This is a genomic window from Amycolatopsis palatopharyngis (assembly GCF_003385185.1).
GTDB classification, from domain to species: Bacteria; Actinomycetota; Actinomycetes; order Mycobacteriales; family Pseudonocardiaceae; genus Amycolatopsis; species Amycolatopsis palatopharyngis.
Genome location: NZ_PQHZ01000014.1, coordinates 74,323 through 101,087 on the forward strand (window position 1 = coordinate 74,323; position 26,765 = coordinate 101,087).

Below are 26,765 nucleotides of genomic sequence, written 5' to 3' on the forward strand. Positions count from 1 at the left end.
GCGGACTCAGTTGCCCGAGGTCATGATCGTCGGCACGAACACGGCGACCATCACCGCGGCCGTGATCTCCTCCACCGCCTTGCGCATCGCGTCGGAGACCCAGTTGCCCTCGGCGATCTCCTTTGCCCTGCGCTGCACCAGATCGCGGTCCGCGGAGGCGACGTCGAGCACCTTGGTCACCGAGTCCGTGGCCGTCAGCAGTGCGATGAGCGCCGCAGACCGCTCGGCTGGCCGCTCACCGTCGACGAGCACGCGATGCAGCGCGTGGCGGACCCCCGCCTCGTGCTCCGAGTCGGTGGCGGGCCAGCGGGTGGTGGGAAAGAGGCCGAGGAACTTGCCCTGGTCCTTGGCCAGGATGCCGCGGTCGGCCAGCCGGTCGAGCAGGCGGGTCCGCAGTCCGTCGCGGGTGAGCGGGGAGAGGGCGTCCTTGGGCTTCTTGCCGTCGAGTTTCGCCAACCGGCTCAACGCTTCGTCCAGCGCTGCCTCGCCGGTCGGTGCCGTGTCGAGGACCATCAGCCTGCCCGCCTCGGCCTCGTCCTCCTCCCCTGCGACATCGATGCGGCCGCGCATGGCCAGCTCGATCAACAAGGCCCCGGCCAGCGCGTAGTCGAGGTTGCCCACCCCCGCCGACGCCTTACCTGTCTCGTCGTCGAACGCCAGCAGGATGAGGTCCTCCGCAATCAACATGCGCCCCAGCCTAGGGCTGAGGGGATCTCCTCCGCAGGCCACTCGATCGAGAATCCCAACTCGAGGCCGTCAGGTTCGGAAGTGCGACGCGCCGTTCAGATCCAGGATCGCACCCGAGGCCCACTCCGCGGGGCCGGAGGCCAGGTACAGCACGGCCTCGGCGATCTCGTCGGCGCTGCCGACACGGCCGAACGGACTCTGCGCTCGCAGCGCCTCACCCGCGGCGCCTGCGAGACGACCGGCCACCCGCTCCGTCGCGGTGAACCCCGGGGCCACGGAGGTCACCGCGATCCCGTGTGGGGCGAGGGACAACGCGAGTGACTGACCGAGCGCGTGCAGCGCGGCCTTGCCCGCGCCGTAGGCCGGATGGTCGGGCTCGCCGCGGAACGCACCTCGCGAACCGACGTTCACCACCCGGCCGCCTGCCGCGGCCGCGATCATATGCCTGGTGACGCAGTAGGTCAGGTTCGCCGCACCGAACACGTTGACCGCGAAGCTCGTCTGCCACGCTCGTTGCCAGTCCGAATAGGACGTTTCTGGCACGGGATGGGCGTTGTCCAGTGTGGTCCCGACCGCCGCGTTGTTGACCAGCACCCGAACGCCATCCAGCCCCTCCTCGGCGCGATCGGCGACGGCCTGAGCACCCTCCGGTTCGGACAGGTCGCCCTGGACGAGCAGGTGCCCGGATCCGGGCAGCTCCGCCAGTGTCCGCCGGGCCGCGTCGGCGTCGCTCCCGTAGTGCACGGCCACCCTGTCGCCGCGTTCGGCGAACGCCAGTGCGACCGCCCTGCCGATCCCTTTCGACGCGCCGGTGACCAGCACCCCGCGCGGCCCGTTCTCCTCGGCGGTCACGTCGCGAAGATCTGCGACTCGTCCCGGAACGCCTTGAACTCCAACGCGTTTCCAGCCGGGTCGTGCAGGAACATCGTCCACTGCTCGCCCGGTTCGCCCGCGAACCGCTGGTAGGGCTCGATCACGAACCGGGTTCCCGCGGCCCGTAACCGCTCCGCCAGCACGTGAAAGGCCTCGACCTGCAGAATGAGGCCGAAATGTGGCACCGGCACGGAATGCCCGTCCACCGGGTTGTGCCCGGCCTCGCTCCGCGCGCCCGGCACCACGTGCGTCACGAGCTGGTGTCCGTGGAAGTTCCAGTCCACCCACGCGGTGTCCGACCTGCCCTCGGCCAGGCCGAGTACCGCACCGTAGAACTCGCGCGCCCGCCCAAGGTCGTCCACCGGAATGGCCAGGTGGAAACCCGGTCGCTCCGTCATGCTGTGCTGTCCCTCCTGTTGCTCCCTCAGCCGCCGGCGGCCCACAACACCGCCGAGGCGACCTGGGCATACGATCCCTTCGGGTGGCCCCGGAACAGCGGCTCCGTCCCGAACAGCACGGTACGCGTGCCCCGCTCCGCCATGCCGGACACCACGGCCGCCGACTCCGCCGCCTGCTCGGGGCCGCGACCTTCGGCATCCTTCGCCCAGTGACCGGCGATCAGCGGGTTACCTTCGCCGTAGAGCTGTTCGGCGCTCACCCCCGCACCCAGGTCGGTGAACCAGATCGGGGAGTACACGAACGCGTGTCCCCCGGTGCCCGTGGCAACCGGTCCCTCGCCACGGGCGACGGTCACCACGCCGTTGGCGTCTCGCCTGCCGTTGACGGCGCGAACATCGAGCAGCCCGGCCTCATCGTTGAACGTGGCCCCGGTCGTGCCCCTGGTGACCACACCGCCACCGTCCGCCAGGAACGCATCGACCGCTGCCCTGGCTTCCGGATCGAGCCGGGAGTAGGACAGCCCGCTCGAGACGTACAGCAGATCCGCGCGGGAGAGGTCGAATCCGTCGTTGAGCGCGGTCGTGGACACCGGCCGCACCTCGAAGCCGAGTTCGCGCAGCACAGCGAGTTCGTCCGGGGCGACCGCGGCGGCGATCACCGGCCGGTGCAGCATCGGGCCACGGTCGCCGGAAGCGGCGCGGGTGAATTCCACACCGAACCGTTCCGCCACGGCCGCCACGGCCTCGCGGGCCGACGCGGGAACGACGACGTTGCCGTCTTCCTGCCGGTGCACGGAAATACCCTGTGCGAGCAGGGCGTTCAGCGCCTGCACGTCCTTGCCGTCGACGAGCCGCAACGCCAGGTCCGCGCCGGGAGGCGCCACCACGGCGCCGGTGGGTTCGGCGACCTGTACCGGGGTGAACCGCCCCTTCGGTGCCTGCTCAGCGGTGTTGACGGTGGCTCCCCAGAGCAGACTGAGGCTCCAACCGGAGATGTCGTACATCCGTGGCACGTCGGCGGAGATGTCGGCGCCCTCGTCCAGGATCACGTTGGCCAGTCCGCGCTTGGGCTGGTGCATGTCGACGACATAGGAGCCGGCGGGATAGTCCTCGCCGTCGAGCCGGAACGCCCGCTCCGCCCTGCCGACCCGCACATCATTGGCCACGAGGTGGTCCACCAGGCGGGCAGCGGCGGGAGCGGACCGCTGGTCCTGCCCCGAGGGGATCACGTAGGCCCGGGGGAACTCCACCGAGTAGCGGTCCTCCTGCCCGAACCCCGGGACGAATCCGTCGGCGATCTCCCGTGCGGGCTCACCCGCCCAGCCCCGGCGGAACTGCTCGATCTGGTCGGCGATCAACTCCCGCCGATTGCTCAGGGTGTAGTCGATCCCCGCTCGAATGGTCGCCTCGGCCACGTCGGTGTTGATGCGCGAACGCCTGCGCAGTTCCTCGACCGGGAGTTGGTCGTACTGGGCCCGGTTGACGCGCAGCGGTACTTCGATGGTGTGCCCGACAGCGCCGTGGTACATCGAGTACATCGGCGTGAAGATCGGCGGCCAGTCGTCCCACTCCCCCGGCTCGAAGTCGCGGAAGGGGATGTTCGCCGTGTTGGTTTCCGGATGGCCGAGCTCACCGACCGCCTTCTCCATGCCGAGCGCGTTGGCGTAGGCGTGCTTGATGTAGAGGTCGTACTCGTAGTTCTGCCCGTGCGGCGGTGTCGCCGGCTCGATCAGGGTCGTACCCGTGTAACCGTGCTCGTCGAGCATCACCAGCGGTTGCGTGCCGATGACCACGTCACGCACCGCGCGGGACTCCGGCTGAGTCGAGGTGATGTGGTCCCGGTTCACGTCGAATCCCGCGGCGTTCGCCCTGGTACCGGCCACCCTGCCATCAGGGTTGTTGGTCACCGTGAAGTAGATCCTGGTGTTGTCCAGCAGCTGCCGGGTCGCCTGGTCCTGCGCTGTCGCCAGCTGCTCGATGACGCGCATCGCCCCGTCGGTGCCCTCCCACTCGTCACCGTGGATGTTGGCGTTGATCCACACCGGAGCCTTGTAGTTCCTGGCCAGCGCACGGTCGCGCGCCGCGGCCCTCGGGTCGTCCTCGATCAGCTCACGCCAGCGGTGCTGGCGCCGGGTCTCGGCGGGGCGTTCGGGGGCGGTCACGGTCACCAGGTACAGATCCCGGCCCAGCGTGGAGGTTCCGGCCACCTCCACCGAGACCCTGTCGCTGCGGGCCTGCAGTTCGTTCAGCTGAGGCGCCAGTTCGTGATATGGCACCAGCCCCAGCTTGATCGCCTTGTCGGACGGGTCGGCGGGGTACTCGCGCAACTCGGTCCTGCGCGGGTACCCCTCCTGGTCGCCCCAGTCGCGATTCGCACCGGCCCGTGCGGCCAGAGCTCGTTTGGCCGGGTCGGTCGCCGCGACCCGGTTACGTTCGGCGCCGTTTCCCTGCTCGCGGTGCGTCGCCGTGTCGGGCGGGACCGGTGGAGCCGCTGCCGCGGTGGGCAGCATGGCCCCGGACAGGGTGAGCAGGGCGACGAGCGCGAGGACAACGGCGCGAGCTGGGCGGAATCGGGACACTGAACTACCTCCGGGTCCGGAACGCGCCCGAGTCTTTCGCCTGGCTAATAACAAGGCAAGAGTTATCTCGAACCGCGACCCGAACGGCTCAGAGCCCGGTCAGATGCCGAAGAGCTGGATCACCTTCCGTACCAGCTCGAACAGGCCGTACGCGAACGGAAGCCCGACCCACAACCACACGAACACCAGCAGCGGAGTCCTGCGCGAACCGCCCTGCTCGGACGCGGCCATCACTTCTCACCTCCGGTTCCCGCACTCACCTTGTCCTCTGCGGGCTCGTGGTACTTCGGATCGACGGGCCGGACCAGTTCGTTCGCGACGAAGGCCAGCACCAGCAGGCCGATCATGATGTAGAACGACATCCGGTAGAGGTCCGGCCCGCTCCTGCCCGCCGCCGACTGCGCGTCGGCGATGGCGTTGACGATCAACGGACCCAGCACGCCCGCCGTCGACCACGCGGTCAGCAGTCTGCCGTGGATGGCGCCGACCTGGAAGGCGCCGAACAGGTCCTTCAGGTAGGCGGGAACGGTCGCGAAGCCGCCGCCGTAGAAGGACAGGATCACCATCGCGCTGAGGATCACGATGAGCTTCGACGAGCTGCCGGTCAGCGCGATCAGCAGGTACAACAGCGCTCCCACGCCGAGGTAGATCCGGTAGATGTTCTTCCGGCCTATCAGGTCCGATGTGGAGGACCAGACGAAGCGGCCGAGCATATTGGCCAGTGAGAGCAGTGCGACGAATCCGGCCGCGGCCGCGGCGCCGACCGGAACCGCGGTGCCGGCGAAGAAGTCGGTGATCATCGGCGAGGCCTTCTCCAGGATTCCGATGCCCGCCGTCACGTTGAAGCAGAGCACGATCCACAACAGCCAGAACTGCGGTGTGCGCAGCGCGTTGGATGCCGAAACGTGCGCGGTCGTGATCAGCGTTCCGGTGCGGGCGGCCTCCGGCCGGTACCCGGCGGGCTGCCACCCCTCCGGCGGCACCCGCACGAGGAGCACACCGACGGTCATGAACACCGCGTACACCACGCCGTGTGTGGCGAAACTGCCTGCGATCCCCTCGGTCGACGTGCCGAAGGACTGCAGCATCCGGCTCGACCAGGGTGAGGCGATCAGCGCACCCCCGCCGAAGCCCATGATGGCGATGCCCGTGGCCATCCCGGGCCGGTCGGGGAACCATTTGATCAGCGTGGACACCGGTGAGATGTAGCCGATACCGAGGCCGATGCCACCGACGACGCCGTAGCCGAACACGATCAGCCAGTACTGTGCGGTCAGCGCGCCCAGGGCCGAGATCAGGAAGCCGGCGGAGAAGCAGGTCATCGACACGAACATGGCCCAGCGCGGTCCCTTGCGCTCCACCATGGTGCCCCCGAAGGCGGCGGACAGCCCCAGCATCACGATGCCGAGCTGGAATGGCAGCGCGCTCTGTGTACCGGAGAGACCGAGTGACTCCTCCAACGGAGGTTTGAACACGCTCCACGCGTACACCTGGCCGATCGCCAGGTGGATCGACAGTGCCGCGGGGGGGATCAACCAGCGACTCCAGCCGGGTGGTGCGATGCTGTGAGACCGGTCCAGGAAGCTGACAGCCATACAGGCGCCTCCGTACGCTGACGGTTGGTCAAACATTCAATCTATGTGGTTGGCCATATGTTCGCAGTACCAATGCACCGAACGAAAGGAGCCCCATGGGTCGGCTCACCGTCCGTCGACCGGTGCGCAGGTTCTCCTCGCATGGACAGCGTGTCCGGCCGGACACCCTCGCCGTCGAGGAACCGATGGAACTGCGGGTCGGCGGCAAGGCCCTCGCGGTCACGATGCGCACGCCGGGCAGCGACGTCGAACTGGCGCACGGATTCCTGCTGTCCGAAGGGGTGATCGGCGCCCGGGCTGACGTGCTGACCGCGCGTTACTGCGACGGTGTCGACGACAGCGGACGCAACACCTACAACGTGCTCGACGTGGCCCTCGCCGCCCATGTGCCGCCTCCGGAGGCCGGGGTGGAACGCAACTTCTACACGACCTCTTCGTGCGGGGTGTGCGGTAAGGCCGCGCTGGACGCCGTCCGGCTGAAAACCCGCTTCGATCCGTCCGGATCGACACTGAACCTGACTCCGGAGGTGCTCGCGGGCCTGCCCGACGCGCTACGCGAGCGGCAACGGGTGTTCGCGAGTACCGGTGGGCTACACGCCGCCGCGCTCTTCGACGCCGATGGCTCATTGCTGGTCGTACGGGAGGACGTCGGCAGGCACAACGCGGTGGACAAGGCCATCGGCTGGGCCCTGCTCGAGGAACGGATCCCGCTCGCGACCTGTGGTTTGCTCGTCTCGGGCCGGGCTTCGTTCGAACTCGTCCAGAAGGCGGCGATGGCCGGGATACCGGTTCTGGCAGCCGTGTCCGCACCGTCCTCGCTGGCCGTGGAGCTCGCAGAGGAACACGGCATCACCCTGGTGGGCTTCCTGCGGGGCGAGAGTATGAACGTCTACTGCGGAGCCGAACGCATCGTTGGCGCGGACTGACCAACCAGAGGCAGACTGGGGTCGGAGCATGCGAAGGCGAGGACCGCCATGGATGACCCGGCCGACAGAGGACCGTCCCGTGCCGCCGAACGTGAGTTCGTCCGGCCGGGACACTCCCGGCGCTCACTGCTGATCGCCGGTACGTCCGCCATGGGCGTCGCCGGCTTCGCGGTCGGGGTAGCCACCGAGACGTTGCCTTTCGGCGCGGCCATGCAGCGCGCGCTCGGGGTCGCCTCACCGTCACCGGTCACGCGACTCGGCCATACCAGGATCGAGCAGGTGTTCTCACTCGCCCGTGGACGCCCGGTCGACCTCGTCACCACCCTGCCGACCAGATCGCCGCGCCCAGGACTGCCGATGGTCTTGTTCCTGCACGGGTTACGGGGCAGCGCTCGCAGCGCTCTGCCCGGCGGCCTGCTCCGGCAACTCAGCGGGGATGTCGCGCGGGGCAGGGTGCCCCCCTTCGGGTTCGTCGCGGTCGACGGCGGCGACACCTACTGGCACGAGCACCGGCGCGGTGACGACCCGATGGCGATGCTGCTCGAGGAACTTCCCGGCTGGCTTCGCGAACGCGGGCTCGGGGGTGCGAGCGGCACTCCCTTCGCCTGCGCGGGAACGTCGATGGGCGGTTTCGGAGCCCTGCTCTACGCGCGGCGCCGGACCGAACACCGTCATCCACCCGCCGCGATCGCCACGCTCTCGGCGGCCCTGCTGACCTCATGGACCGAGATGCGTAAACGGCGCGCGTTCCGCGACAGGGCGGATTGGGCCTCGCTGGATCCGCTGCGCAACGTTCTCGCGACCCAGGACATACCGACCGGAATCTGGTGCGGCACCAACGACCGGTTCATCGAAGGAAATCGCCGCTTCATCGCACTGGCCAGACCAGAAATCGCGTATGTCGGGCCCGGTGGTCACAACGAAAGGTTCTTTCGTTCCGCCGTGCCGAGTCTCGTCCGGTTCCTCGGAAAACGTGCCCCGTCGCCGGCGTGACGGCGACGGGCACGTTCACACTCGCAGGTAGGTCCGGACCGTGGTGCTGCCCGGTTCGGAGTACACCCGCACCAGGTCGGCGATCTGGTTGACCATCAACAACCCCCGGCCGCCAAGCTGATCCGGGGGTGCGGGAATCCTGCCGACGAGTGGGTCGGCGATATGGCCTTTGTCCTCGATCTCGCAGACGACATAATCGCCCTCGCGCCAGATCCAGAGAGCACCGGTTCCGCCCCCGTGCACCACGCTGTTCGCGCTCAGTTCCGCGACGATGAGCGCCAGATCGTCCAGCAACTCACCGCGGACACCGAGTTCGATGCCCCGGTCGACGGCGAAGGAACGCACAACACGCAGACCACTCAGGTCGAATGCGGAAGTCGGGGCATCGCCCGGCCGATCGAGGACGAAGTTGTACTGCTTGATGATTCGATCGGGATCGTAGGACACGCTGGTCGTCGAGCCATCCGCCCCGATCAGTTCGGGATGGGTCACCTCGGCGTCCTCGAGAACATCAGCAGTCAAGCTCGCCGCGTCGTAGGGGCAGAGCACGGTCGCGGTGCGCCCGGCGAAAGCATGGTTGATCAGAGCCTCGTGCTGTGCGCAGGCGGGATACTCCAGGTCGGAGCGATCGGGCCAGATGGGTTCGCCGATCAACCGCACCGGGCCCTGATGCTGGTCGGCGAACGCCAGCAGCACACCGGGCAGAATGCGACCAGGGTTGACGCCAGCGCTGGCCATGTCCACGAAGTGAACGGAGTCGGCGGCGGCCCCCAGTTCGGCCTTGATCAGATCCAGATTGCCACTGGGAACCGCGACCGCGACGGGCTCCCCGGCGGCAAGGCCGTCCAATACGAACGGCACCGTCCCCGCCAGGTACTCGTCACGACCACGATAGAAAAGCGCGGGGTGCGAGAACGTGCCGGTTTCGGCAGCGTGAGCCGTCACTTGCTGTCCTCCCGTTGGTTATCCGGGTCGGTTCTACCCCGGTTCCGGGAATCGCAAACCCGGGAGTGAACGGAGAGACCGAGCTGTGACGAGGCTCTCCGGGAGTGAACACGCACAGCGACCACCGGCACTACGGAACGCGACATCAGCTCAGGTTCAGTCCAATCCACGCGCGATCACGCCGATCAGCCAGAATGCCACAGCAGTGGTTGAGACAAGCACTGTGGACCACAGCAGCAACGAACGGTCGTCGTCTGCCCTTCTGGCCCTGTGCACCGCGAAGAAGCCGGCACCGAGCAGCGGCAACGGCAGCAGGGGCAGGGGCGAAAGGCGGGTGAACGTCGCGGCGACGCATACGGTGGCCAGTACCGAGAGGGCCACGACCGCGACCGTGTGCAGCACAGGGTAGCGCCGGTGTGCCGCCCCGACGATGCGCTGAGCCAGCTCGCTGACCCCGTACACCTCGGTCGAATTGTCCGGGCCTGGCTGCTGAGTCATTCTTCTCGCCTCACTCGCCGACCGGTCGCAGCGCACGAACCGTCATGAGGCCGCGGGTCAGGCCGACTTCTCGCCACGTTCGCTGCGCTGCCTCCGTGAGGGCTGGCGCGAGACGATCGTGGGGTTCACGTTCTCCCGCACGGTCTGCTCGGTGATGACGACCTTCGCCACGTCGTCACGGCTCGGGATGTCGTACATCACCGGCTGCAGAACTTCTTCCATAATGGCCCGCAGCCCACGCGCACCCGTGCCGCGCAGAACCGCCTGGTCGGCGATCGCCTCAAGCGCGGTCTTGGTGAACTCGAGCTCGACGTTGTCCATCTCGAAGAGCTTCTTGTACTGCTTGACCAGTGCGTTGCGCGGTTCGGTGAGGATCCGGACCAGCGATTCCTTGTCGAGGCTGGTGACGCTCGCGACCACCGGAAGCCTGCCGATGAACTCGGGGATCAGCCCGAACTTGATCAGGTCCTCCGGCATGGTGTCGGTGAAGACGTCGCTCTCCTCGATCTCGGACTTGGTCCGGATCTCCGCGCCGAATCCGAGACCACGCTTGCCGACCCGCTCGTTGACGATCTTCTCCAGGCCGGCGAAGGCTCCCGCCACGATGAACAGCACGTTCGTGGTGTCGATCTGGATGAACTCCTGGTGGGGATGCTTGCGCCCACCCTGCGGGGGTACCGAGGCCGTCGTGCCCTCGAGGATCTTCAGCAATGCCTGCTGCACACCCTCGCCGGAGACGTCCCTGGTGATCGACGGGTTCTCCGACTTGCGGGCGATCTTGTCGACCTCGTCGATGTAGATGATGCCCGTCTCGGCCCGCTTGACGTCGTAGTCCGCGGCCTGGATCAGCTTCAGCAGGATGTTCTCGACATCCTCGCCCACATAGCCGGCCTCGGTGAGCGCGGTGGCGTCAGCGATCGCGAACGGTACGTTCAGCAGCTTCGCGAGGGTCTGCGCGAGATACGTCTTACCGCAACCGGTGGGACCGAGCATCAGGATGTTGGACTTCGCGATCTCGACCGGCTCGTCCTTGGCATCCTTCGGCCCGCCCTTGTCGTCGGACTGGATGCGCTTGTAGTGGTTGTAGACAGCGACCGCCAGCGTCCGCTTGGCGTCGTCCTGGCCGATGATGTACTGCTCGAGGAAGTCGCGGATGTCGGCGGGCTTGGGCAGCTCGTCGAGCTTGACGTCCCCGGCCTCGGCGAGTTCTTCCTCGATGATCTCGTTGCACAGGTCGATGCACTCATCGCAGATGTAGACGCCGGGGCCGGCGATGAGCTTCTTCACCTGTTTCTGGCTCTTCCCGCAGAAAGAACACTTCAGCAGGTCTCCGCCGTCGCCGATCCGTGCCATGACCGTTGACCTCGTCCCCTCCGGTGCACAGGTACACCTGACTGTCTCACCCACCCCCGCCGCCGCGCTACAACCGGCCGGGGACTCACGCGCTTCCTTTGACGGTACCCGCCCGACGCCCTCGTGGGGAGGACCTGGGCCAGGCGGGGCGCGCCGGGGCAGACCCTAGACCAGGAGACCGGTGTGTGTCGTCACCCGACACACACCGGTCAGCGATTCAGGTCTGCCGATGTCAGAGCTTGTCCGAGAACCCGGATCACCACGATCGGTGATCCGCGGTTCCCAGCCGCCTGTCAGCCCTACGCCGAGCCCTTGCGGTACGGCAGGACCTCATCGATGATGCCGTACTCCTTGGCCTCCTCGGCCGTCAGAATCTTGTCCCGCTCGATGTCGGTGCGCACGTCGTCGACCGACTTGTTCGTGTGCTTGGCGAGCGTCGACTCCAACAGCCGGCGGACACGCTGGATCTCGTTCGCCTGGATCTCGAGGTCCGACACCTGACCGTAGGTGCCCTCGGTCGCCGGCTGGTGGATCAGCACGCGAGCGTTCGGCAGCGCAAGACGCTTGCCGGGGGTGCCCGCCGCGAGCAGCACGGCCGCGGCGGAGGCCGCCTGGCCGAGGCAGACGGTCTGGATGTCCGGCCGGACGTACTGCATCGTGTCGTAGATGGCCATCAGCGAGGTGAAGGAGCCACCGGGCGAGTTGATGTAGATGATGATGTCGCGGTCCGGGTCCTCGTGCTCGAGGTGCAGCAGCTGGACCATCACGTCGTTCGCCGACGCGTCGTCCACCTGCACGCCGAGCATGATCTGCCGCTCTTCGTACAGCTTGTTGTAGGGGTTGGATTCCTTGACCCCGTAGCTGGTGCGCTCGATGTACGAGGGCAGCACGTACCGGGACTGCGGAAGGTGAAGCTGGCTCATGAAGGTCTCCTTGTCAGCGCGATACCGGTCAGCTGCCCGCACCAGGGCGCGTTTCGCGCGTCAGAACCTGGTCCACGAAGCCGTACTCGCGGGCCTCTTCCGCGGTGAACCAGCGGTCCCTGTCACCGTCGGCGATGATCTGCTCGACGGACTGCCCCGTCTGCTCGGCGGTGATCTCGGCGAGCTGCCGCTTCCACTTGCCGAAGACCTCGGCCTGGATGGCGATGTCCGAGGCCGTGCCGCCCACTCCCGCGGATGGCTGGTGCATCAGAATCCGCGCGTGCGGCAGCGAGTAGCGCTTGCCGGGCGTGCCCGAGGAGAGCAGGAACTGCCCCATCGAGGCCGCCAGCCCCATCGCGTAGGTCTGCACGTCCGGCGAGATGAGCTGCATCGTGTCGTAGATGGCGAAGCCCGCGGTCACCGAGCCGCCGGGAGAGTTGATGTAGAAGCGGATGTCCGACTCGGAGTCGTCCGCGTCCATCAGCAGCAACTGCGCCGTGATCCGGTTGGCGACCTCGTCGTTGACCTCGGATCCGAGAACGACGATGCGCTCCTGGAGCAGTCGTTCGTACACCGAGTCGGTCAGGTTGAGTCCCGCGGTGCTCGTCCGCGCCTCGGGCATGTGCTGCATCACGTCTGCCTGCCTTTTCGCCGCCGTGGGCCCCGGCGTACGCGACCCACTTTGCTGTCTTTCGTCACTGAGGATCTTGCACTCGACCTTAACGAACTTGGGCGGTGCAGAATGCCTGACACCGCCCAAGTTCGCTGAGAGCATTACCGATCCGTCGTTGTTCCCGCCGTCTCGGTGACGTCGGTCTCGTCCGCGTCACCCGATGCGGTCACCTCGTCGGTGGCCTCGGCTGTGACTGCGTCCGTCGCTTCGGTCGCGGCGGCGTCGTTCTCCTCGGCCCCGTCCTCCTTGCCGAACAGTTCGTCGAGGTCGATCGGCTCGCCGGCGGAATCGGTGACCGTGGCACCCCGGACGATCGAAGCCAGCGCCTTACCGCGCCGGACGTCGGCGTAGATCGCGCCGAGCTGCCCCGACTGCTGGGCACGCTGCACGTACTCGTCCGGGCTGACGCCGAAGCGCTGCGCCTGGTAGATGATCCGCTCGGTCAGTTCCGCATCGTTGACCTGGACGTTCTCCGCGTCGGCGATGGTGTCCAGCAGCAGCTGGGTACGAACCGCCTTCTCGGACTCCGTGCGCGCCTCGTTCTCGAAGTCCTCGACCGTCTTGCCCTCGGCCTCGAGCGACTTGGCGAAGGCCTCCTCGTCGTGGTCGAACGGGTGGATCGCGTCGTGCTTGCGGTTCTCGATCTCGCCCGCGACGACGTTCTCCGGAAGCGGCACCTCGGTGGACTCCAGGAGCGACTCGAGGACCTTGTCCCTGGCCTCGACGCCCTGCTGCATCTTCTTGACGCGGCTGAGCCGCTCGCGCAGGTCGTTCTTCAGCTCCTCGAGCGTGTCGAACTCGCTCGCGAGCTGCGCGAACTCGTCGTCGGGCTCCGGGAGCTCGCGCTCCTTCACCGACTGGACGGTGACGCTGACCTCGGCGTCCTTGCCCGCGTAGTCTCCGGCCACGAGCCGAGTGGTGAACGTCTTCGTCTCACCCTCGTTGGCCCCGATGATGGCCTCGTCGATGCCGTCGACGAGCTGGCCGGAGCCGATCTCGTAGGAGAGGCCGGAGGTGGACGCGTCGGGCACCTCCTCGCCGTCGACCGTGGCGGACAGGTCGATCGAGACGAAGTCCCCGTTTTCGGCGGGCCGGTCCACGCCCGCGAGCGTGCCGAACCGGGCGCGCAGCTCGTCGAGCTGCTCGTCGACCTCGGACTCGTTCAACTCGACGTCGTCGACACTGACCGAGATGCCCGAGAAGTCGGGCAGGTTGATCTCCGGACGCACGTCGACCTCGGCCGTGAACTCGAGCACCTCACGGTCTTCGAGCTTGGTCACCTCGAAGTCCGGACGACCCAAGGTGCGCACCTCACCGGCTTGCACGGCCTCCATGTACTTCGCCGGGATGACCTCGTTGACGACCTCATCGAGCACCGGGGCGCGGCCGATCCGGCTCTCCAGCACACGGGCCGGAGCCTTGCCGGGACGGAACCCCGGGATTCGCACCTGCTGGGCGATCTTGCGGTAGGCGCGGTCGAAGTTAGGTTTGAGTTCGTCGAACGGCACCTCGACATTGATCTTTACGCGCGTCGGGCTGAGCTGCTCGACGGTGCTCTTCAACGTTTTCTCCTCGAGCCGTGGCGGTGCTGTCTTGACAGAAAGCAATCGGATGATCCCAGGTCATTATCCCTGCATGAGGCAACCCGGACCCCCGAGTCTAGGGCAGTGACTCGGCAGCTCGAGCCCGGGTTGCGGATAGGCGCGGCCCGGCCACTCTTCGCGCCGGACAGCCCGTCGCCCACAGGCCCGCATGCCCAGGGGCGAGGCGATACCCGCCGACCAGACGTGAGGGCCCAAAACGAAACCAGCACGTACCCGGCGGACCGGATACGTGCTGGTGATCAAGACCGTGCTGTCGGGGTGACAGGATTTGAACCTGCGACCCTTCGCTCCCAAAGCGAATGCGCTACCAAGCTGCGCCACACCCCGATGTTCCGCCACGCCCTGGGCGGTGTGTGACCACCTTAGCGGTACCCGTTATGATGGCGTCGCACCCGGTCCTCCGGGGCACGCGGGCGTAGCTCAATGGTAGAGCCCCAGTCTTCCAAACTGGCTACGCGGGTTCGATTCCCGTCGCCCGCTCCACAGATAGAACAGCAGGCCAGAGACACAGAGCAGGTCAGAGAAAGAGCGGCAGGGCCCGAGCGCGGGCGCTGCTGCTCTTTCTTGACAGGGGCCGGTCGCGACGTGCCGTGACCACCCTCCTCTTTCGGGCGAATTCGAACGTGTGTTCGAGAAATCGCGGTAGGATGGAGGGGTGGATGAAGACCTTCGCGCGACGCGGACGTTGTGGCAGCTTTCCGGCGAGGAGCTGATCACGACGCTGCTGACGCGCGAGGGAGTTCTTCGTCGTGCCTACAGCGAGATGCTGGAGGTAGTGAGTGAGGTGGAACGGCGGGGACTGGCCACCGATCTGGGGTTCAGCGACACCATCTCGCTACTGACCGAAACTGCTCGCGTGTCGCGCCGGGAGGCGGAGGCACGTCGAACCCAGGCCGTGGCCACCCAACCCGCTGCTGCCCCGACTGGCGCCGGGACCCCGCTGGGCGCGGGGCTGGCGGCGACGGGAGAGGCGTTGCGCCGGGGTGAGATCAACGCCGAGCATGTCCGGCAGATCTGCTCGGTCTTCGAACACTGCCCCGAGTGGCTGCCCGCCGACCGCCGGGCCGCGGACGAGCGCACTTTGCTGGACGTGGCCGCACAGGCGAGCCCGGAGAAGGTACATCGGGCCGGCCTGCGGCTGCGGGGGTATTGGGACCAGGACGGCCCGAAGCCAAAGGACGAGCAGGCCACTGAACCTCGGCGAGAGTTCCGCTTCCGGCACGGGCTGGACGGGCGGATGCGATTCAGCGGCGAGTTCGACGCCGAAACCGGCGCCACCCTGCAAGGGCTGCTGGGCCCACTGGCGAAGCCGCGCCCGAAGGATGAGGACGGCGAGCCCGACATGCGGACGGTCGTGCAGCGCCAGGGTGACGCTCTGGCCGAGATCATCGAACTCGCCGCCCGTGCGGAAGACCTGTCGGTACAGGGCGGGGAACGAGCGGTACTGATCGTGTCGGTCACCCTGGCCGAACTGGAAGTACGGGCCAAAGCAGCAGTGCTGGACGTGTCCGGCACCGACACCGTGCACCAGCTCCGGCGCCTGGCGTGTGAATCGCGAGTGGTGCCGGCGATTTTCGGCCACGACGGCGAAATCCTCTACCTTGGCCGGTCAGCGCGGCACGCGAGTTCCGCCCAGCGGCGGGCCCTGGTGCTACGGGATCGTGGATGCGCGTTTCCCGGATGTGATCGGGCGCCAAAGTGGTGCACTCCGCATCACGTGGCCTGGTGGGTCCATCATGGACTGACCGATCTGGACAATCTGGTGCTGGTATGCGCGCGGCATCATCGGATACTGCACCACAGTGAGTGGGAAGTCCGCATTCGTCACGGCGTCCCGGAGTTCCTGCCACCGCCCTGGCTCGATCCCGGCAGGCAACCCATACGCAACACCGTCCACGACCCACCACGACGCCCGGCCCGTTCACCGGCCTTCCCGGCGCGGGTGGTCACACACCCCTGCACCAAGCCTGCCAGCAAAATGGCGATGGCTGGAACCAATCCCTGGTGACCGGGGCACGGAGCCAGATCTGCGTGGATTGGCAAGTGACCTGACCGCGTCTTACTCCACCTGCCGGGCCGTGGCGAGCGCCCGCTCGGTCTCCCAGAACGCCCGCATCGAGGCGATCAACCCCGACTCCCCCACCCGGTAGACGAACACGCCGTCGGTGTCGACGCGGTAGTTCCCCGGCAGGAACGTGGTGATCGTGCCGACGTTGGCCACCTCGTCGCCCGCGGCATGCGAGTCCCTTATGACGAACTCGAAGCGTTCGACCTGCGCGATCGCCTTGTCCCAGAAGGCGGATATACCCGTCCGGCCGTGGTGTCCCTTTCCTTCGGGGTCGAATCCGGACTTACCCACCGGGTCCTCGACCACACCGTCCGGATCGAACAGGGCCAGCCACTCCTCCTTCGCCCCGCTCGTCACCGCTTCCATCGAACGCATCGCGGCCTGTCGCGCCGGCGGCTGTTCGACAGAGGTGTCCCAGCAGACGGAGATGCTCATGTCGCTCCCTTTCAGAACCTGGCGATGATCTCGTCGGCGAACTTCCTGATTGAATCCTTCTTGGACCGCAGGTCGGCGTCGAAGCCGAGGCCGTCGAAGACCCAGGGCATGGTGATCACGTCCGTCACGCCGATCTCCGCCTGCTCGCGGTATCCGTCGAGGCCGAACCGGTCGATACACACGGCCTGGATCTCGAAGGGATCCGCACCCCTGCCCGCTTCGGCGCGCAGTGACCGAAGGCGGTCGATCGTCGAGCGCAGATCGTCGAACTTCATCATGGCCGAGGCCCAGCCATCTCCCACCCGAGCGGCGCGCCGGAGCGCGACCTCGGTATGCCCACCGACGAAGAACGGCACCCTTGACCGCGGCGCCGGGCTCATCCGCAGCTTGTCGAAGTCGAAGAACTCTCCGTGGTACTCGACCATTCCACCGTCGAGAATGAGCCGCAGGACCTCGATCGCCTCGTCGACGCGTTTACCCCGGTTCGCGTACGGCGCCCCGCACCATTCGAACTCCTCTGGTGACCAGCCAACTCCCAGACCGAGGCCGAATCGGTCGCCGGTCAGGGCCGCCACCGAACCGACCTGGCGCGCAAGCAGGACCGGATTGCGCGAACCCAGTTTGAGTACCGAGGTGTAGAACCGGATTCTGCTCGTCGCCGCCCCCATCGCCGCGGAGGCGACGAGCGGGTCCGCCCACGGCGTCTCCTCGTTCCAGAACCGGGCGCCGTCCGGCGTATAGGGGTAGTCAGCCGAAACGGTCTCGCTGTAGAACAGCGAATCCGGAAGCGCCACCGAGGCGAAACCGCACTCCTCGGCCGTCACCGCCAGCTCCGTCAGCTGGTCCAGTGGGTTCATCGCGACCGACAACGTGAACTTCATGGCCTATCACTCCCGTCGGCACGCACCGAGAACCGCTGACGCGCAGAACTATAACGTGTTCTAGTTTCGCCCACCAGGGGTGTGACGGGAGGCGAACCTGCCAGTAGGCCGGTGACGCACAACACACCAGAGCCGTGATTCAGGTCATTCCGGCCGCGCTTTGGGTCCTCGCCGAGTCGGCAGACTTACCCAGGTCGAGACGGAAAGCCTTACGGGACAACGATTTCCCGTTGTGACCGAGCGCATTGCCGACCGGCGGGCGACGGTGGCCAAGTCCCCCGATCACGTGGTTACCGTTTCGTTACCGCCGAGCTGCCGGTCCGTCATCCGGGTCCGTTCGGCGACCGTCCGATACCGCACAACCACGGAGGACACGATCGCGCCCACCACAACGTCCGGTAGCAGGAAGGCCGCTCGCGCCCTCAGCTCGGCGGGAATCGCCTGCGCGGTCGGCGCAGGAACCCTGCTCGGCCTGTCCGGCACCGCCGCTGCCGCCGTTCCAACGGAGCAGACCATGGACTCGGCCCCCTCGTCGGTCGACGAAGGAACGACCGTCACCTTTCGGGGCACCCTTTCCGGGGTCGGGGATAGACCACTGTCCGGTGAGGACGTCAAGCTTCAGTGGCGTGGGGGTCAGGGGCAGCCCTGGCACGAGGGCGGCACCGACACCACCGATGACAAGGGAGTCGCCGAGATCCCGGCCAGTGTGGACCGCACCGCGCAGTGGCGGATCAGCTACCCGGGTGACCGGATGAACGACCCCGCCGCGTCCAAGCCGGTCACGGTGAAGGCCAAGCAGTCCATCGGTGAACGGCTCGTCGAGACGGCCTCCGCCCAGGCCGGCAAGTCCTACTCTTACGGCGCGTCGGGCCCGGACAGCTTCGACTGCTCGGGACTGACCCAGTACGTCCACAAGCAACACGGGATCGACCTGCCCCGCACGTCCGATGACCAGCGTGCCGCATTGCCGGAGATCGCCAAGGCCGAAAAGCAGCCCGGCGACCTGATCTTCTTCGCCGACGGTGGCAACGTGTACCACGTGGGTATCTACGCAGGTGGCAACACCATGTGGGCGGCGCCCGAGTCCGGTGACGTCGTACGCAAGCAGGAGATCTGGACCGACGCCTACACCGTCGGCCGTGCCTGGTGACACACCATCGGGAACTGATCGCCGCCTGTTCTCGTTGTCCGGTTTCAGGGAGCCGAGCAACCGGAGTGTGAGTCAATGGATACGGCGATCGTGATGATCGTGCTGGTTGCCCTCGTCGTCGTGGGTGCGGTGTACCTTCTGCGATCGCACGCGGCCTCGAAACAGCGCACGCTGGACGACGCGAAGGCAGAAGCACGGCGCTGGCTGGAGCGCCTCGGCGGCCAGGTACTGAACCTGACCGGCACCGACACCGCGTCCCAGCAGGCGGTCGCCGACGCGGCGGAGCGTTACAACGCCGCAGGCTCACAGATGGAGCAGGCCGAGACCGTCGAACAGGCGCGACTGGTGCGGGAGACCGCACTGGAGGGCCTCTACTACGTCCGGGCAGCCAGGACCGCCATGGGCATGGACCCAGGCCCGGAACTACCCACCGATGTGGAACGCGAACGGGCGGGCGCCGTCAGCGAGCACCGCTCGGTCGACGTCGAGGGCCGGACCTACGAGGCGTCGCCCGAGCCAGGCCAGAACACCCCGCACTACTACCCCGGCGGCCGGGTCGCGGGGCGTCCGGTGCCGCAGGGCTGGTACAGCGAGCCGTGGTGGAAGCCCGCGCTCGTAGCCGGTGCCTGGGGCATGGGTTCGATGCTGCTGTTCAGCGCGATGTTCTCGGGTATGGCCGGAGTTCCCGCCGAAGCCTCGATGGACCCGGCCGACGCCGGTGCCGACGGCGCAGATGCGGGTGACGGCGGCGGTGCCGACGGCGGAGACATGGGCGGTGACATGGGTGACATGGGTGGCGGCATGGACTTCGGCGGCTTCGACGGCGGCTTCTGAGCCGGCCCCACCGGGTTGATCACGCCGGCTGGCAGACCGGACACCAGTACAGGTTCCTGGCGGCCAGGACGGCGTGCTCCACCGGTGTGCCGCACACCAGACAGGGCAGGCTCGCACGCCGGTAGACATAGACCTCGCCACCGTGCCGATCCTGCCGTGGCGCTCGGCCGGTGGCCTCCGGCAGGTGCTCATCGGCGACGGTGTCGATCCGCCCGGTCCGCACACCCGCCCGCATGAGCACCACCAGGTCGGCCCAGATGCCAGTCCACAGCGACCGGTCCAACGACCTGCCGGGCAGCATCGGGGCGACCCCGTGCCGGAAGAGCACCTCCGCTCGGTACACATTTCCGACACCCGCGAGCACCGACTGATCCATCAGCAGCGCCGCCACCGAGCTTCGGGACCGCGAGATTCGTTCCCAGGCCTCATCCGGGCGAGCATCGCGGCGGAGCGGATCCGGACCCAGCCGCGCCCTTATCGCGTCGACCTGTGCCTCGTCGAGCAGCTCACAGCGCGTCGGCCCACGCAGGTCAGTCCAGTGGCTACGGCCGACGAGGCGCATCCGTACCTGCCCGACTGGCGCGGTCACCGGCAGCGGCGCCTCGGTGAACGCACCGTAGAGACCGAGGTGCACATGCACCACACCGCGCTCGCCGTAGTCGTGGAACAGGTGCTTGCCGTGCGCCTCAGCGCCACGCAGCACCTGCCCGTCCAGTACCGCTGCCTCGGCGGCGAATCTGCCCTGTGGGCTCGCCACCCCCACCTCGGCCCCAGCGAAGCGGCGCCGGTGCAACCGGGCAAGCCGGTGCAGGGTGTGCCCTTCAGGCATCCGCTCAGGTAGCGGGCAGCGGCGGCGGGTTGCCCGTGCGCTCGTAGTCGAGCAGCTGGTCCACCCTGCGCACGTGCCGATCCTCCGGCGAGGGCGGCGTCGCCAGGAACGCCTCGACGATCTCGGTCGCCTCCTCGGCCGTGTGCATCCGGGCGCCGACACCGATCAGCTGGGCGTGGTTGTGCTCCCTGGTCAGGCGAGCGATCTCCGTACTCCAGGCCAGCCCAGCGCGCGCACCCCGAACCTTGTTCGCGGCGATCTGCTCGCCGTTGCCCGACCCGCCGATCACCACGCCGAGGCTGCCCTCGTCCGCGACGACCTGGCGGGCGGTTTCGATGCAGAAGGCCGGGTAGTCGTCGGCCGCGTCGTAGACATGCGGACCGATGTCGGTGACCTCGTGCCCCTGCTCGCGCAGGTGGGCCACAAGGTGGTTCTTGAGTTCGAAGCCGGCATGGTCGGATCCCAGATAGACACGCACGGCGCGCAGTCTGCCATCCCCGTTATCCACGCCGGCGGCCGCCCGGCATCCTTGTGACGTGGACGTACTCGGGCACAAACTGTGGGACCTGGACATCTTCGGTCAGGGGGGCCACGACATCCGGCTGGAGTGGAGCGCCGAGGGGGTCTCGGCACTCGCCGACGAGTGCGCGGTGCTGGTGGTGGTCGACGTGTTGTCCTTCTCCACCACAGTGGATCTGGCCCTGATGCGCGGGAGCCGGGTACTTCCGCTGCCGTGGGGCGGTAAGGCCGCGACCGAGACAGCGGCGACCGCGGGTGCCGCGCTGTACGACGACGACGGTCACGCCCTGCGGCCGACCTCGGTGTTGCGCACGCCGCCGGGAACGCTGCTCGCACTGCCCTCCCCCAACGGCGCCACCCTGTGCGCGACAGCCGCGGACACGGGGGCGAAAGTGCTGACCGGCTGCCTGCGCAACGCGAAGGCGGTCGCCGAACTGGCCAGGGCGGTGGCGAAGGGCGAGCCAGTCGGAGTGATCGCCGCCGGTGAGCGTTGGGGCGTGGACATCCTCGCCGAGCCAGGAACCGTCGGACCACTACGGCCGTGCGTGGAGGACCACCTCGGAGCGGGGGCGATCGTGGACGCCCTGATCGCGCTCGGCCTCGAGCGGCCGTCACCGGAAGCGGCACAGGCGGCCCGCGCCTTCCGCGCGGCCGGGCCGGACGTCGGCGCCGTCGTAGCCGGTTCGGCCTCTGGCAAGGAGCTCATCAACGGCGGTCACCGCGGCGACGTGGAGCTGGCGATCGCGGTGAACCGCTCGCAGGTCGCGCCGTACCTCGTCGACGGTGCCTTCCAGAACGTGGCGGCCCGGTGACGCCGACGCGACGACCTGGACGCTGGGTCGAGGTGGCGGATCGCACCTACGCCCGCAGATACACCGAACTCGACCAGACACTGGGACTGGTCGTCGGCGACGAGCGCTGTCTGGTGATCGACACCGGCAGCGACGAGGCCTTCGGCGCCGAGTTCGCGGCGGCGGTACGGGAGATCACCGACCTGCCGTGGACGGTGGTGATCACCCACGCCCACTTCGACCACTTCTTCGGCACGGCGGCGTTCCTGCCCTGCCCGGTCTGGGCGCACACCCGCTGTCGCGACGTGCTCGTGGAATCCGCCGAGCAGATCCGCGGGGCCTGGGCCGAGCGTTACCGCCGCGAGGGCGAGGACGACCTCGCCCTGCTCCTCGAAGCGGCGCAACTCGTACTGCCCACCGAGGTGTTCACCCACCGGACCGAACTCGACCTCGGCGGCCGGGCCGCGGTGCTGCTGCACCCCGGCCCGGCACACACCGACCACGACGTCGCCGTCCACGTGCGGGACACGAACGTGCTGTTCGCGGGCGACCTGGTCGAGCAGGGCGCGCCACCCTCGATCGGCTCCGATGCCCACCCCGCGACCTGGCCGGACGCGCTCGATCTGCTGCTGCAGCTGGGCCCGGACACGATCGTGCCCGGGCACGGCGACCCCGTCGACGCGGAGTTCGTCTCCCGGCAGCGCGACGAACTCCGCGAACTCAGTTGAAGTTCAGCTCACCGGTCCGCGTCCGCTTCAGCTCGAAGAAGTCCTGGTAACCCGCGAGCAGCCGGGCGCCGTCGAACACCTTCACCGCGTCCTCGCCACGCGGGATCGAGGTCAGCACCGGACCGAAGAACGCGACACCGTCGATGTGCAGGGTCGGAGTGCCGACGTCCATCCCGACCGGGTCCATACCCTCGTGGTGGCTCCCCCGCACCGCCTCGTCGAAGTCGGTGGAGTCGGCCGCCTCGGCCAGTTCGGCCGGCGCACCGATCTCCGCGAGCGCCTCGACGACGGCCGCCCGGTAATCCTTGTTCCCCTGGTTGTGAATGCGCGTACCGACCGCCGTGTAGAAGTCGCGCAGCGACTCCTCGCCGAGCTTCTGCGACAACGCGATGGCCACCCGTACCGGTCCCCATGCCTTGCTCAGCAACTCCCGGTACTCCTCGGGCAGGTCCGCACGCCCCTCGTTCAGCACCGACAGGCTCATGATCCGGAATCGCAGGTCCAGATCCCGCTGCTGCTCCACCTCCAGGATCCAGCGAGAGGTGATCCAGGCGAAGGGACACGCGGGGTCGAAGTAGAAGTCCACTCGCGTCGGTGCGGCTGCGTGCTGACCTGTCGTCATCGGGTTCTCCCTGGTTGTGATTGCTCGCCAGACGGCGAAACGTGCCCTCACAGCGACCAACAGCACCCGAACCGCCCTTGTTCCCTGGCCGGCATTCCCCGTCGTCAGTATCGGCCCGCTCATGATTGGATGCCAGGAAGCAGATGCAACCGACAACCGCTACCAGCAGCCGAGGTGCCCGTGCCCGCCCCAAACCTGACCCGTGAGCAAGCCTCACACCGCGCCGAACTCCTGGACGTCCGGTCCTACGACATCGAACTCGACCTCACCGACGGCCGTGGCGGTCCTGGCGAGAAGACCTTCGATTCACGGACGACCATCCGGTTCACCAGCTCCCGGCCGGGCGAGAGCTCATGGGTCGATATCGTCGCGGCGGACGTCCGGTCGGCCACGCTGAACGGAACCGCGCTCGACGTGTCCGGTTACGTGGAGGACAACGGCATCGAACTGCCGGACCTCGCGGATTCGAACGAGCTCGTCGTCGAGGCCGACTGCCGGTTCATGAACACCGGCGAGGGACTGCACCGGTTCGTCGATCCCGTGGACGACGGCGTCTACCTCTACACCCAGTTCGAGACGGCTGACGCGAAGCGCATGTTCGCCTGTTTCGACCAGCCGGATCTCAAGTCCGGGTACCGCCTCACGGTCGTGGCGCCGAAGGACTGGAAGGTCATCTCCAATGCGCTGGCCGAATCCGCCGAAGACACCGCCGAGGGTGCGGTGCGGACGGTGTTCGCCGAGACCGAGCCCATCTCCACCTACCTGGTCGCGCTGATCGCGGGGCCGTACGCGGAGTGGCGCGACACCTACACCGACGAGCACTCGACGATCCCGCTCGGCATCTACTGCCGCACCTCGCTCGCCGAGTTCATGGACGCCGAGCGGCTGTTCACCGAGACCAAGCAGGGTTTCGGCTTCTATCACAAGAGCTTCGGCACGACCTACCCGTTCTCGAAGTACGACCAGCTGTTCGTGCCGGAGTTCAACGCGGGCGCGATGGAGAACGCCGGAGCCGTCACGTTCCTCGAGGACTACGTGTTCCGCAGCCGCGTCACCCGCTACGCCTACGAGCGCAGGGCCGAGACGCTGCTGCACGAGATGGCGCATATGTGGTTCGGCGACCTGGTGACCATGCGCTGGTGGGACGACCTGTGGCTGAACGAGTCCTTCGCGACCTTCGCCAGCGTCCTGGCCCAGGCGGAGGCGACCGAGTACAAGCACGCCTGGACCAGCTTCGCCAACATCGAGAAGTCCTGGGCCTACCGTCAGGACCAGCTGCCGTCCACTCACCCCATCGCCGCGGACATCGTGGATCTGCAGGCGGTGGAGGTGAACTTCGACGGGATCACCTACGCCAAGGGCGCAAGTGTGCTCAAGCAGCTGGTGGCCTACGTGGGCCTGGACAACTTCCTGTCCGCGCTACGGATGTACTTCACCAAACACGCATGGGGCAACGCGACGCTGGCCGATCTGCTCACCGCGCTCGAGGAGGCCTCCGGCCGGGACCTGTCCTGGTGGAGCGCCCAGTGGCTGGAGACGACCGGGCTGAACTCACTCACCCCCAGGTTCGAGGTCGGGGAGAACGGTGAGTTCACCTCCTTCGCCGTCACCCAGACCGGCGCCAAGCCGGGCGAGGGCGAGCTGCGCACCCACCGGGTGGCCATCGGCGTCTACGACGAGAACGGCGACGGCAAGCTGGTGCGAACCGAGCGCGTCGAACTCGACGTCGACGGCGAGCGGACCGAGGTGCCCGCACTCGTCGGCACGAAGGCGGGCAAGCTCGTACTGGTCAACGACGATGACCTCACCTACTGCACGATGCGGCTGGACATGGGGTCGCTGGCGACGCTGATCGACCGGATCGCCGACATCACCGAGCCGCTCCCCCGCACGCTGTGCTGGTCGGCAGCATGGGAGATGACCCGTGAGGCGGAGCTGAAGGCTCGGGACTTCGTCACCCTCGTCATGCGCGGAGTGCACGGCGAGACCGAGGTCGGCGTGGTGCAGCGGCTGCTGCTGCAGGCCCAGACCGCACTCAACTCCTACGCCGAGGAGAGCTGGGCCAAACAGCATGGCTGGCCGGCCTTCACCGCCCGGCTGCTGGAGCTGGTCCGCTCCGCCGACGCCGGGTCCGACCACCAGCTGGCCTTCGTGAACTCCCTGACCGGATCGGTGCTCGACGACGAGGCACTCAAGGCAGTGGCCGGCTGGCTGGATGGATCCGCGCCGCTGGAAGGGCTGACCGTCGACACGGACCTGCGGTGGCGGCTGCTGCACGCGCTCGTGGCGCACGGCCGGGCCGGAGCGGAGGAGATCGACGCCGAGCAGGCTCGCGACGACACGGCCGCGGGGCGCAGGCACGCCGAGCGGTGCAGGGCGCTACGTCCGACCGAGGAGGCCAAGGCCGACGCGTGGCAGCGGGCGGTGTACGACGACGAGCTGCCCAACGCCGTCAGCGACGCACTCATCGCCGGGTTCGCGCACCCAGGACAGAAGCCGCTGCTCAGTGCGGGCGGGTACGTCCAGCGCTACTTCGCGGTGATCGACGAGGTGTGGCAGCGGCGCTCCAGCGAGCGCGCGCAACCGACCGTGGTGGGACTCTTCCCGGCATGGGCGGTGGCGAAGTCGACCGTGCAGGCCGCTGACGAGTGGCTGACCGGCGACCGACCGGCTTCGCTGCGCAGGCTGGTCTCCGAAGGTCGCGCGGGGATCGTCCGCGCACTCGCAGCCCGCGAGTTCGACCAGAGCTGACCCGGTTCGCCCGAGCTGGGCTGGATGCCCCCAGTGCCGTGCTGGGGGCATCCAGTCCAGCGCGAGCCCTCAACACGGCACTCATGGGCACTGTGCCTGGCCGAAGCCTGGTCAGGCCGGGACAGGGCCCGCCTGGTCGGTCATCATCCGGAGGCCGCTGACAAGCCCGCCGACCAGGTCACCCTCCTTGAACGAGGCGACCATGCTCATCACCGCGAGCTTGGCGCCGCGGTCGGGGAGGCGGTGGTGTGCGTCCGCGCCCGTGACCACCTCGACGACACGTTCGCCGGGCGACACCGCGATCAGCACGGAACGCGAGGCAGCCTGCCCGATTGACTCGTGCAGCGCCTCCGCGGCCTCCCGGCTGTCCTCGCCGAGCTCACCGAGGTAGACACTGAAGTCCAGCCCCGTCTCGCGGCTGGACAGAGTCAGTGCCTCGTCCAGCCTGGACAGCTGCATCGGGGTGAATGGGCCAGATGGAGTATCGGGTTCGTACATTTTGGCCTGCGAAATACGGCCACTTGCCGTAATGGCCGCACCCGCTTCGAGGTCCGCCTCGTCGATTCGGGCCGCACTCGCGGAATGTGTCATCTCACCAGTTGCCACGAGCGCCTCCCCGTGCCGTCGTGCCCGTACCGTCCGAATCGGGCTGAATGCGAGCTGTCCCGACGCCCTCCGGGTTGGCACTCCACCACTGTGGCGGGTACTCCCACGGCTGACCCGGCCGGTAGCGCTGCGCACCGGAGAACTTGGACCTCAGCGTGGCCAGGCTGACCGCACCATAAATGGCGAGCGGGATCAGCGCGAAGACCAGAATCGTCTCGACCATATTCACGTCGCGAAGCGTATCCGATCGGCCCAGCCGAGGTCCGCGCGCCGCACTTTGCCGTACCTATGTCCACATCCGACCGTTAGACGCCGAAAAGGGCCCGTCCGCCGACTGCCACGCGTCCGATCCCACGTTGAGGTGAAGCAGTGTGCGCGAAAGGTTGCAACTCAACGTACGGGCGGCGGCACCCATCGACGTTGTCTTGTTCCCCGAGTGAAATGCTCGTAGTTTTTTCACCTGTACGGGCCTTGCGCCCAGCTCCTCGTCCCTAATAAGTGACA

26 protein-coding genes, 2 tRNA genes and 1 pseudogene are annotated in these 26,765 nt (G+C 67.7%); 9 read left to right on the forward strand and 20 right to left on the reverse strand.

All coding sequences use genetic code 11. The features are described 5' to 3' along the window. Window positions 1-6: 6 nt before the first annotated feature. From D0C15_RS13500 to D0C15_RS13520, 6 genes are all read right to left on the reverse strand, one after another. Window positions 7-687, reverse strand: a complete 681-nt coding sequence (locus D0C15_RS13500) for a GOLPH3/VPS74 family protein (protein WP_116044842.1) — start codon at window positions 685-687, stop codon at window positions 7-9. 69 nt (window positions 688-756) lie between these two features. Then, window positions 757-1,539 (reverse strand): SDR family NAD(P)-dependent oxidoreductase, encoded by a 783-nt coding sequence (locus D0C15_RS13505; protein ID WP_116044845.1) that lies wholly within the window; start codon window positions 1,537-1,539, stop codon window positions 757-759. Further along, entirely contained in the window at window positions 1,536-1,958 is a 423-nt protein-coding gene (locus tag D0C15_RS13510; protein WP_116045001.1) for a VOC family protein, read from the reverse strand. The genes D0C15_RS13505 and D0C15_RS13510 overlap by 4 nt, the downstream gene beginning before the upstream one ends. Before the next feature lie 26 nt (window positions 1,959-1,984). Further along, window positions 1,985-4,537: a M14 family zinc carboxypeptidase gene (locus D0C15_RS13515; RefSeq protein ID WP_245975750.1), complete on the reverse strand. Its 2,553-nt coding sequence runs from the start codon at window positions 4,535-4,537 to the stop codon at window positions 1,985-1,987. Between the two features lie 99 nt (window positions 4,538-4,636). Beyond that, window positions 4,637-4,768, reverse strand: a complete 132-nt coding sequence (locus tag D0C15_RS35480; RefSeq protein ID WP_281270704.1) for an MFS transporter small subunit — start codon at window positions 4,766-4,768, stop codon at window positions 4,637-4,639. Then, window positions 4,768-6,132 carry an L-lactate MFS transporter gene (locus D0C15_RS13520; protein WP_116044848.1) on the reverse strand — a complete coding sequence of 455 codons (1,365 nt, stop codon included), beginning with the start codon at window positions 6,130-6,132 and terminating at the stop codon, window positions 4,768-4,770. Before D0C15_RS13520 ends, D0C15_RS35480 begins: the two co-directional genes overlap by 1 nt. A 95-nt stretch (window positions 6,133-6,227) precedes the next feature. Here D0C15_RS13520 and fdhD point away from each other — a divergent pair, with 95 nt between their 5' ends. Both fdhD and D0C15_RS13530 read left to right on the forward strand, forming a co-directional pair. Then, the gene (fdhD, locus tag D0C15_RS13525; RefSeq protein ID WP_116044851.1) at window positions 6,228-7,058 is read left to right on the forward strand and encodes a formate dehydrogenase accessory sulfurtransferase FdhD; all 831 of its coding nucleotides are present in this window, start codon (window positions 6,228-6,230) and stop codon (window positions 7,056-7,058) included. Window positions 7,059-7,208: 150 nt separating this feature from the next. After that, window positions 7,209-8,051, forward strand: a complete 843-nt coding sequence (locus tag D0C15_RS13530) for an alpha/beta hydrolase (protein WP_245975766.1) — start codon at window positions 7,209-7,211, stop codon at window positions 8,049-8,051. A gap of 15 nt (window positions 8,052-8,066) precedes the next feature. Here the strand turns inward: D0C15_RS13530 and D0C15_RS13535 are convergent, their stop codons facing one another. From D0C15_RS13535 to D0C15_RS13565, 7 genes are all read right to left on the reverse strand, one after another. Continuing rightward, entirely contained in the window at window positions 8,067-8,996 is a 930-nt protein-coding gene (locus D0C15_RS13535; RefSeq protein WP_116044856.1) for a sensor histidine kinase, read from the reverse strand. Between the two features lie 156 nt (window positions 8,997-9,152). After that, on the reverse strand, window positions 9,153-9,494 hold the full coding sequence (locus tag D0C15_RS13540) for a hypothetical protein (RefSeq protein WP_116044859.1): 342 nt from the start codon (window positions 9,492-9,494) through the stop codon (window positions 9,153-9,155). Between the two features lie 57 nt (window positions 9,495-9,551). Next, window positions 9,552-10,847: an ATP-dependent Clp protease ATP-binding subunit ClpX gene (gene clpX / locus D0C15_RS13545; protein WP_116044862.1), complete on the reverse strand. Its 1,296-nt coding sequence runs from the start codon at window positions 10,845-10,847 to the stop codon at window positions 9,552-9,554. A gap of 299 nt (window positions 10,848-11,146) precedes the next feature. Beyond that, window positions 11,147-11,770, reverse strand: coding sequence for an ATP-dependent Clp protease proteolytic subunit (locus tag D0C15_RS13550; RefSeq protein WP_116044864.1), 624 nt, complete (start codon window positions 11,768-11,770; stop codon window positions 11,147-11,149). Window positions 11,771-11,798: 28 nt separating this feature from the next. Then, window positions 11,799-12,404, reverse strand: a complete 606-nt coding sequence (locus D0C15_RS13555) for a ClpP family protease (RefSeq protein ID WP_116044867.1) — start codon at window positions 12,402-12,404, stop codon at window positions 11,799-11,801. Window positions 12,405-12,544: 140 nt separating this feature from the next. Then, the gene (tig, locus tag D0C15_RS13560) at window positions 12,545-14,005 is read right to left on the reverse strand and encodes a trigger factor (protein ID WP_116044870.1); all 1,461 of its coding nucleotides are present in this window, start codon (window positions 14,003-14,005) and stop codon (window positions 12,545-12,547) included. A 295-nt stretch (window positions 14,006-14,300) separates the two neighbouring features. Beyond that, a tRNA-Pro gene (locus D0C15_RS13565) sits at window positions 14,301-14,374 on the reverse strand. A gap of 82 nt (window positions 14,375-14,456) precedes the next feature. Between D0C15_RS13565 and D0C15_RS13570 the strand changes: the two genes are divergently transcribed. Continuing rightward, window positions 14,457-14,530 (forward strand) — tRNA-Gly (locus tag D0C15_RS13570). Between the two features lie 172 nt (window positions 14,531-14,702). Further along, on the forward strand, window positions 14,703-16,055 hold the full coding sequence (locus tag D0C15_RS13575; RefSeq protein ID WP_245975751.1) for an HNH endonuclease signature motif containing protein: 1,353 nt from the start codon (window positions 14,703-14,705) through the stop codon (window positions 16,053-16,055). A 51-nt stretch (window positions 16,056-16,106) separates the two neighbouring features. Here D0C15_RS13575 and D0C15_RS13580 read toward each other — a convergent pair whose 3' ends face one another. Together D0C15_RS13580 and D0C15_RS13585 are read right to left on the reverse strand one after the other, a co-directional pair. Then, window positions 16,107-16,550, reverse strand: a complete 444-nt coding sequence (locus D0C15_RS13580; RefSeq protein WP_116044872.1) for a nuclear transport factor 2 family protein — start codon at window positions 16,548-16,550, stop codon at window positions 16,107-16,109. Between the two features lie 11 nt (window positions 16,551-16,561). Continuing rightward, on the reverse strand, window positions 16,562-17,431 hold the full coding sequence (locus D0C15_RS13585) for a TIGR03619 family F420-dependent LLM class oxidoreductase (protein WP_116044875.1): 870 nt from the start codon (window positions 17,429-17,431) through the stop codon (window positions 16,562-16,564). A gap of 799 nt (window positions 17,432-18,230) precedes the next feature. Here D0C15_RS13585 and D0C15_RS35705 point away from each other — a divergent pair. Further along, a pseudogene (locus D0C15_RS35705) lies at window positions 18,231-18,581 on the forward strand (C40 family peptidase); the annotation flags it as partial. Window positions 18,582-18,656: 75 nt separating this feature from the next. After that, window positions 18,657-19,415, forward strand: a complete 759-nt coding sequence (locus D0C15_RS13595; RefSeq protein WP_116044877.1) for a hypothetical protein — start codon at window positions 18,657-18,659, stop codon at window positions 19,413-19,415. A 19-nt stretch (window positions 19,416-19,434) separates the two neighbouring features. Here D0C15_RS13595 and D0C15_RS13600 read toward each other — a convergent pair whose 3' ends face one another. Together D0C15_RS13600 and D0C15_RS13605 are read right to left on the reverse strand one after the other, a co-directional pair. After that, complete coding sequence (locus D0C15_RS13600; RefSeq protein WP_116044881.1) at window positions 19,435-20,244, reverse strand: Fpg/Nei family DNA glycosylase; 810 nt, start codon at window positions 20,242-20,244, stop codon at window positions 19,435-19,437. Between the two features lie 4 nt (window positions 20,245-20,248). Next, a complete protein-coding gene (locus D0C15_RS13605; protein ID WP_116045011.1) occupies window positions 20,249-20,722 on the reverse strand; it encodes a ribose-5-phosphate isomerase in 474 nt (157 codons plus the stop codon). A gap of 58 nt (window positions 20,723-20,780) precedes the next feature. On the opposite strand from D0C15_RS13605, the gene D0C15_RS13610 reads away from it, so the two are divergent. Both D0C15_RS13610 and D0C15_RS13615 read left to right on the forward strand, forming a co-directional pair. After that, window positions 20,781-21,575, forward strand: a complete 795-nt coding sequence (locus D0C15_RS13610) for a 2-phosphosulfolactate phosphatase (RefSeq protein ID WP_245975754.1) — start codon at window positions 20,781-20,783, stop codon at window positions 21,573-21,575. Further along, on the forward strand, window positions 21,572-22,282 hold the full coding sequence (locus D0C15_RS13615) for an MBL fold metallo-hydrolase (RefSeq protein WP_116044883.1): 711 nt from the start codon (window positions 21,572-21,574) through the stop codon (window positions 22,280-22,282). The genes D0C15_RS13610 and D0C15_RS13615 overlap by 4 nt, the downstream gene beginning before the upstream one ends. Here D0C15_RS13615 and D0C15_RS13620 read toward each other — a convergent pair. Continuing rightward, window positions 22,275-22,904: a mycothiol-dependent nitroreductase Rv2466c family protein gene (locus D0C15_RS13620; RefSeq protein ID WP_116044886.1), complete on the reverse strand. Its 630-nt coding sequence runs from the start codon at window positions 22,902-22,904 to the stop codon at window positions 22,275-22,277. The genes D0C15_RS13615 and D0C15_RS13620 overlap by 8 nt on opposite strands. 180 nt (window positions 22,905-23,084) lie before the next feature. Here D0C15_RS13620 and pepN point away from each other — a divergent pair, with 180 nt between their 5' ends. Then, window positions 23,085-25,655: an aminopeptidase N gene (pepN, locus tag D0C15_RS13625; RefSeq protein ID WP_116044889.1), complete on the forward strand. Its 2,571-nt coding sequence runs from the start codon at window positions 23,085-23,087 to the stop codon at window positions 25,653-25,655. A gap of 111 nt (window positions 25,656-25,766) precedes the next feature. Here pepN and D0C15_RS13630 read toward each other — a convergent pair whose 3' ends face one another. Together D0C15_RS13630 and ctaJ are read right to left on the reverse strand one after the other, a co-directional pair. Beyond that, entirely contained in the window at window positions 25,767-26,261 is a 495-nt protein-coding gene (locus D0C15_RS13630) for a DUF5130 family protein (RefSeq protein WP_245975756.1), read from the reverse strand. Beyond that, entirely contained in the window at window positions 26,248-26,490 is a 243-nt protein-coding gene (ctaJ, locus tag D0C15_RS13635; protein ID WP_116044894.1) for an aa3-type cytochrome oxidase subunit CtaJ, read from the reverse strand. Before ctaJ ends, D0C15_RS13630 begins: the two co-directional genes overlap by 14 nt. Window positions 26,491-26,765 lie beyond the last annotated feature (275 nt).

Coding starts and splice junctions, on each gene's coding strand:
- D0C15_RS13595 (WP_116044877.1), top strand. CDS start 18,657: ATGGATACGGCGATCGTGATGATCGTGCTGGTTGCCCTCGTCGTCGTG.
- D0C15_RS13530 (WP_245975766.1), top strand. CDS start 7,209: ATGGGCGTCGCCGGCTTCGCGGTCGGGGTAGCCACCGAGACGTTGCCT.
- D0C15_RS13510 (WP_116045001.1), bottom strand. CDS start 1,958: ATGACGGAGCGACCGGGTTTCCACCTGGCCATTCCGGTGGACGACCTT.
- D0C15_RS13585 (WP_116044875.1), bottom strand. CDS start 17,431: ATGAAGTTCACGTTGTCGGTCGCGATGAACCCACTGGACCAGCTGACG.
- D0C15_RS13550 (WP_116044864.1), bottom strand. CDS start 11,770: ATGAGCCAGCTTCACCTTCCGCAGTCCCGGTACGTGCTGCCCTCGTAC.
- D0C15_RS35480 (WP_281270704.1), bottom strand. CDS start 4,768: ATGGCCGCGTCCGAGCAGGGCGGTTCGCGCAGGACTCCGCTGCTGGTG.
- fdhD (WP_116044851.1), top strand. CDS start 6,228: ATGGGTCGGCTCACCGTCCGTCGACCGGTGCGCAGGTTCTCCTCGCAT.
- clpX (WP_116044862.1), bottom strand. CDS start 10,847: ATGGCACGGATCGGCGACGGCGGAGACCTGCTGAAGTGTTCTTTCTGC.
- D0C15_RS13520 (WP_116044848.1), bottom strand. CDS start 6,132: ATGGCTGTCAGCTTCCTGGACCGGTCTCACAGCATCGCACCACCCGGC.
- D0C15_RS13500 (WP_116044842.1), bottom strand. CDS start 687: ATGTTGATTGCGGAGGACCTCATCCTGCTGGCGTTCGACGACGAGACA.
- D0C15_RS13620 (WP_116044886.1), bottom strand. CDS start 22,904: ATGACGACAGGTCAGCACGCAGCCGCACCGACGCGAGTGGACTTCTAC.
- D0C15_RS13580 (WP_116044872.1), bottom strand. CDS start 16,550: ATGAGCATCTCCGTCTGCTGGGACACCTCTGTCGAACAGCCGCCGGCG.
- D0C15_RS13540 (WP_116044859.1), bottom strand. CDS start 9,494: ATGACTCAGCAGCCAGGCCCGGACAATTCGACCGAGGTGTACGGGGTC.
- D0C15_RS13600 (WP_116044881.1), bottom strand. CDS start 20,244: ATGCCTGAAGGGCACACCCTGCACCGGCTTGCCCGGTTGCACCGGCGC.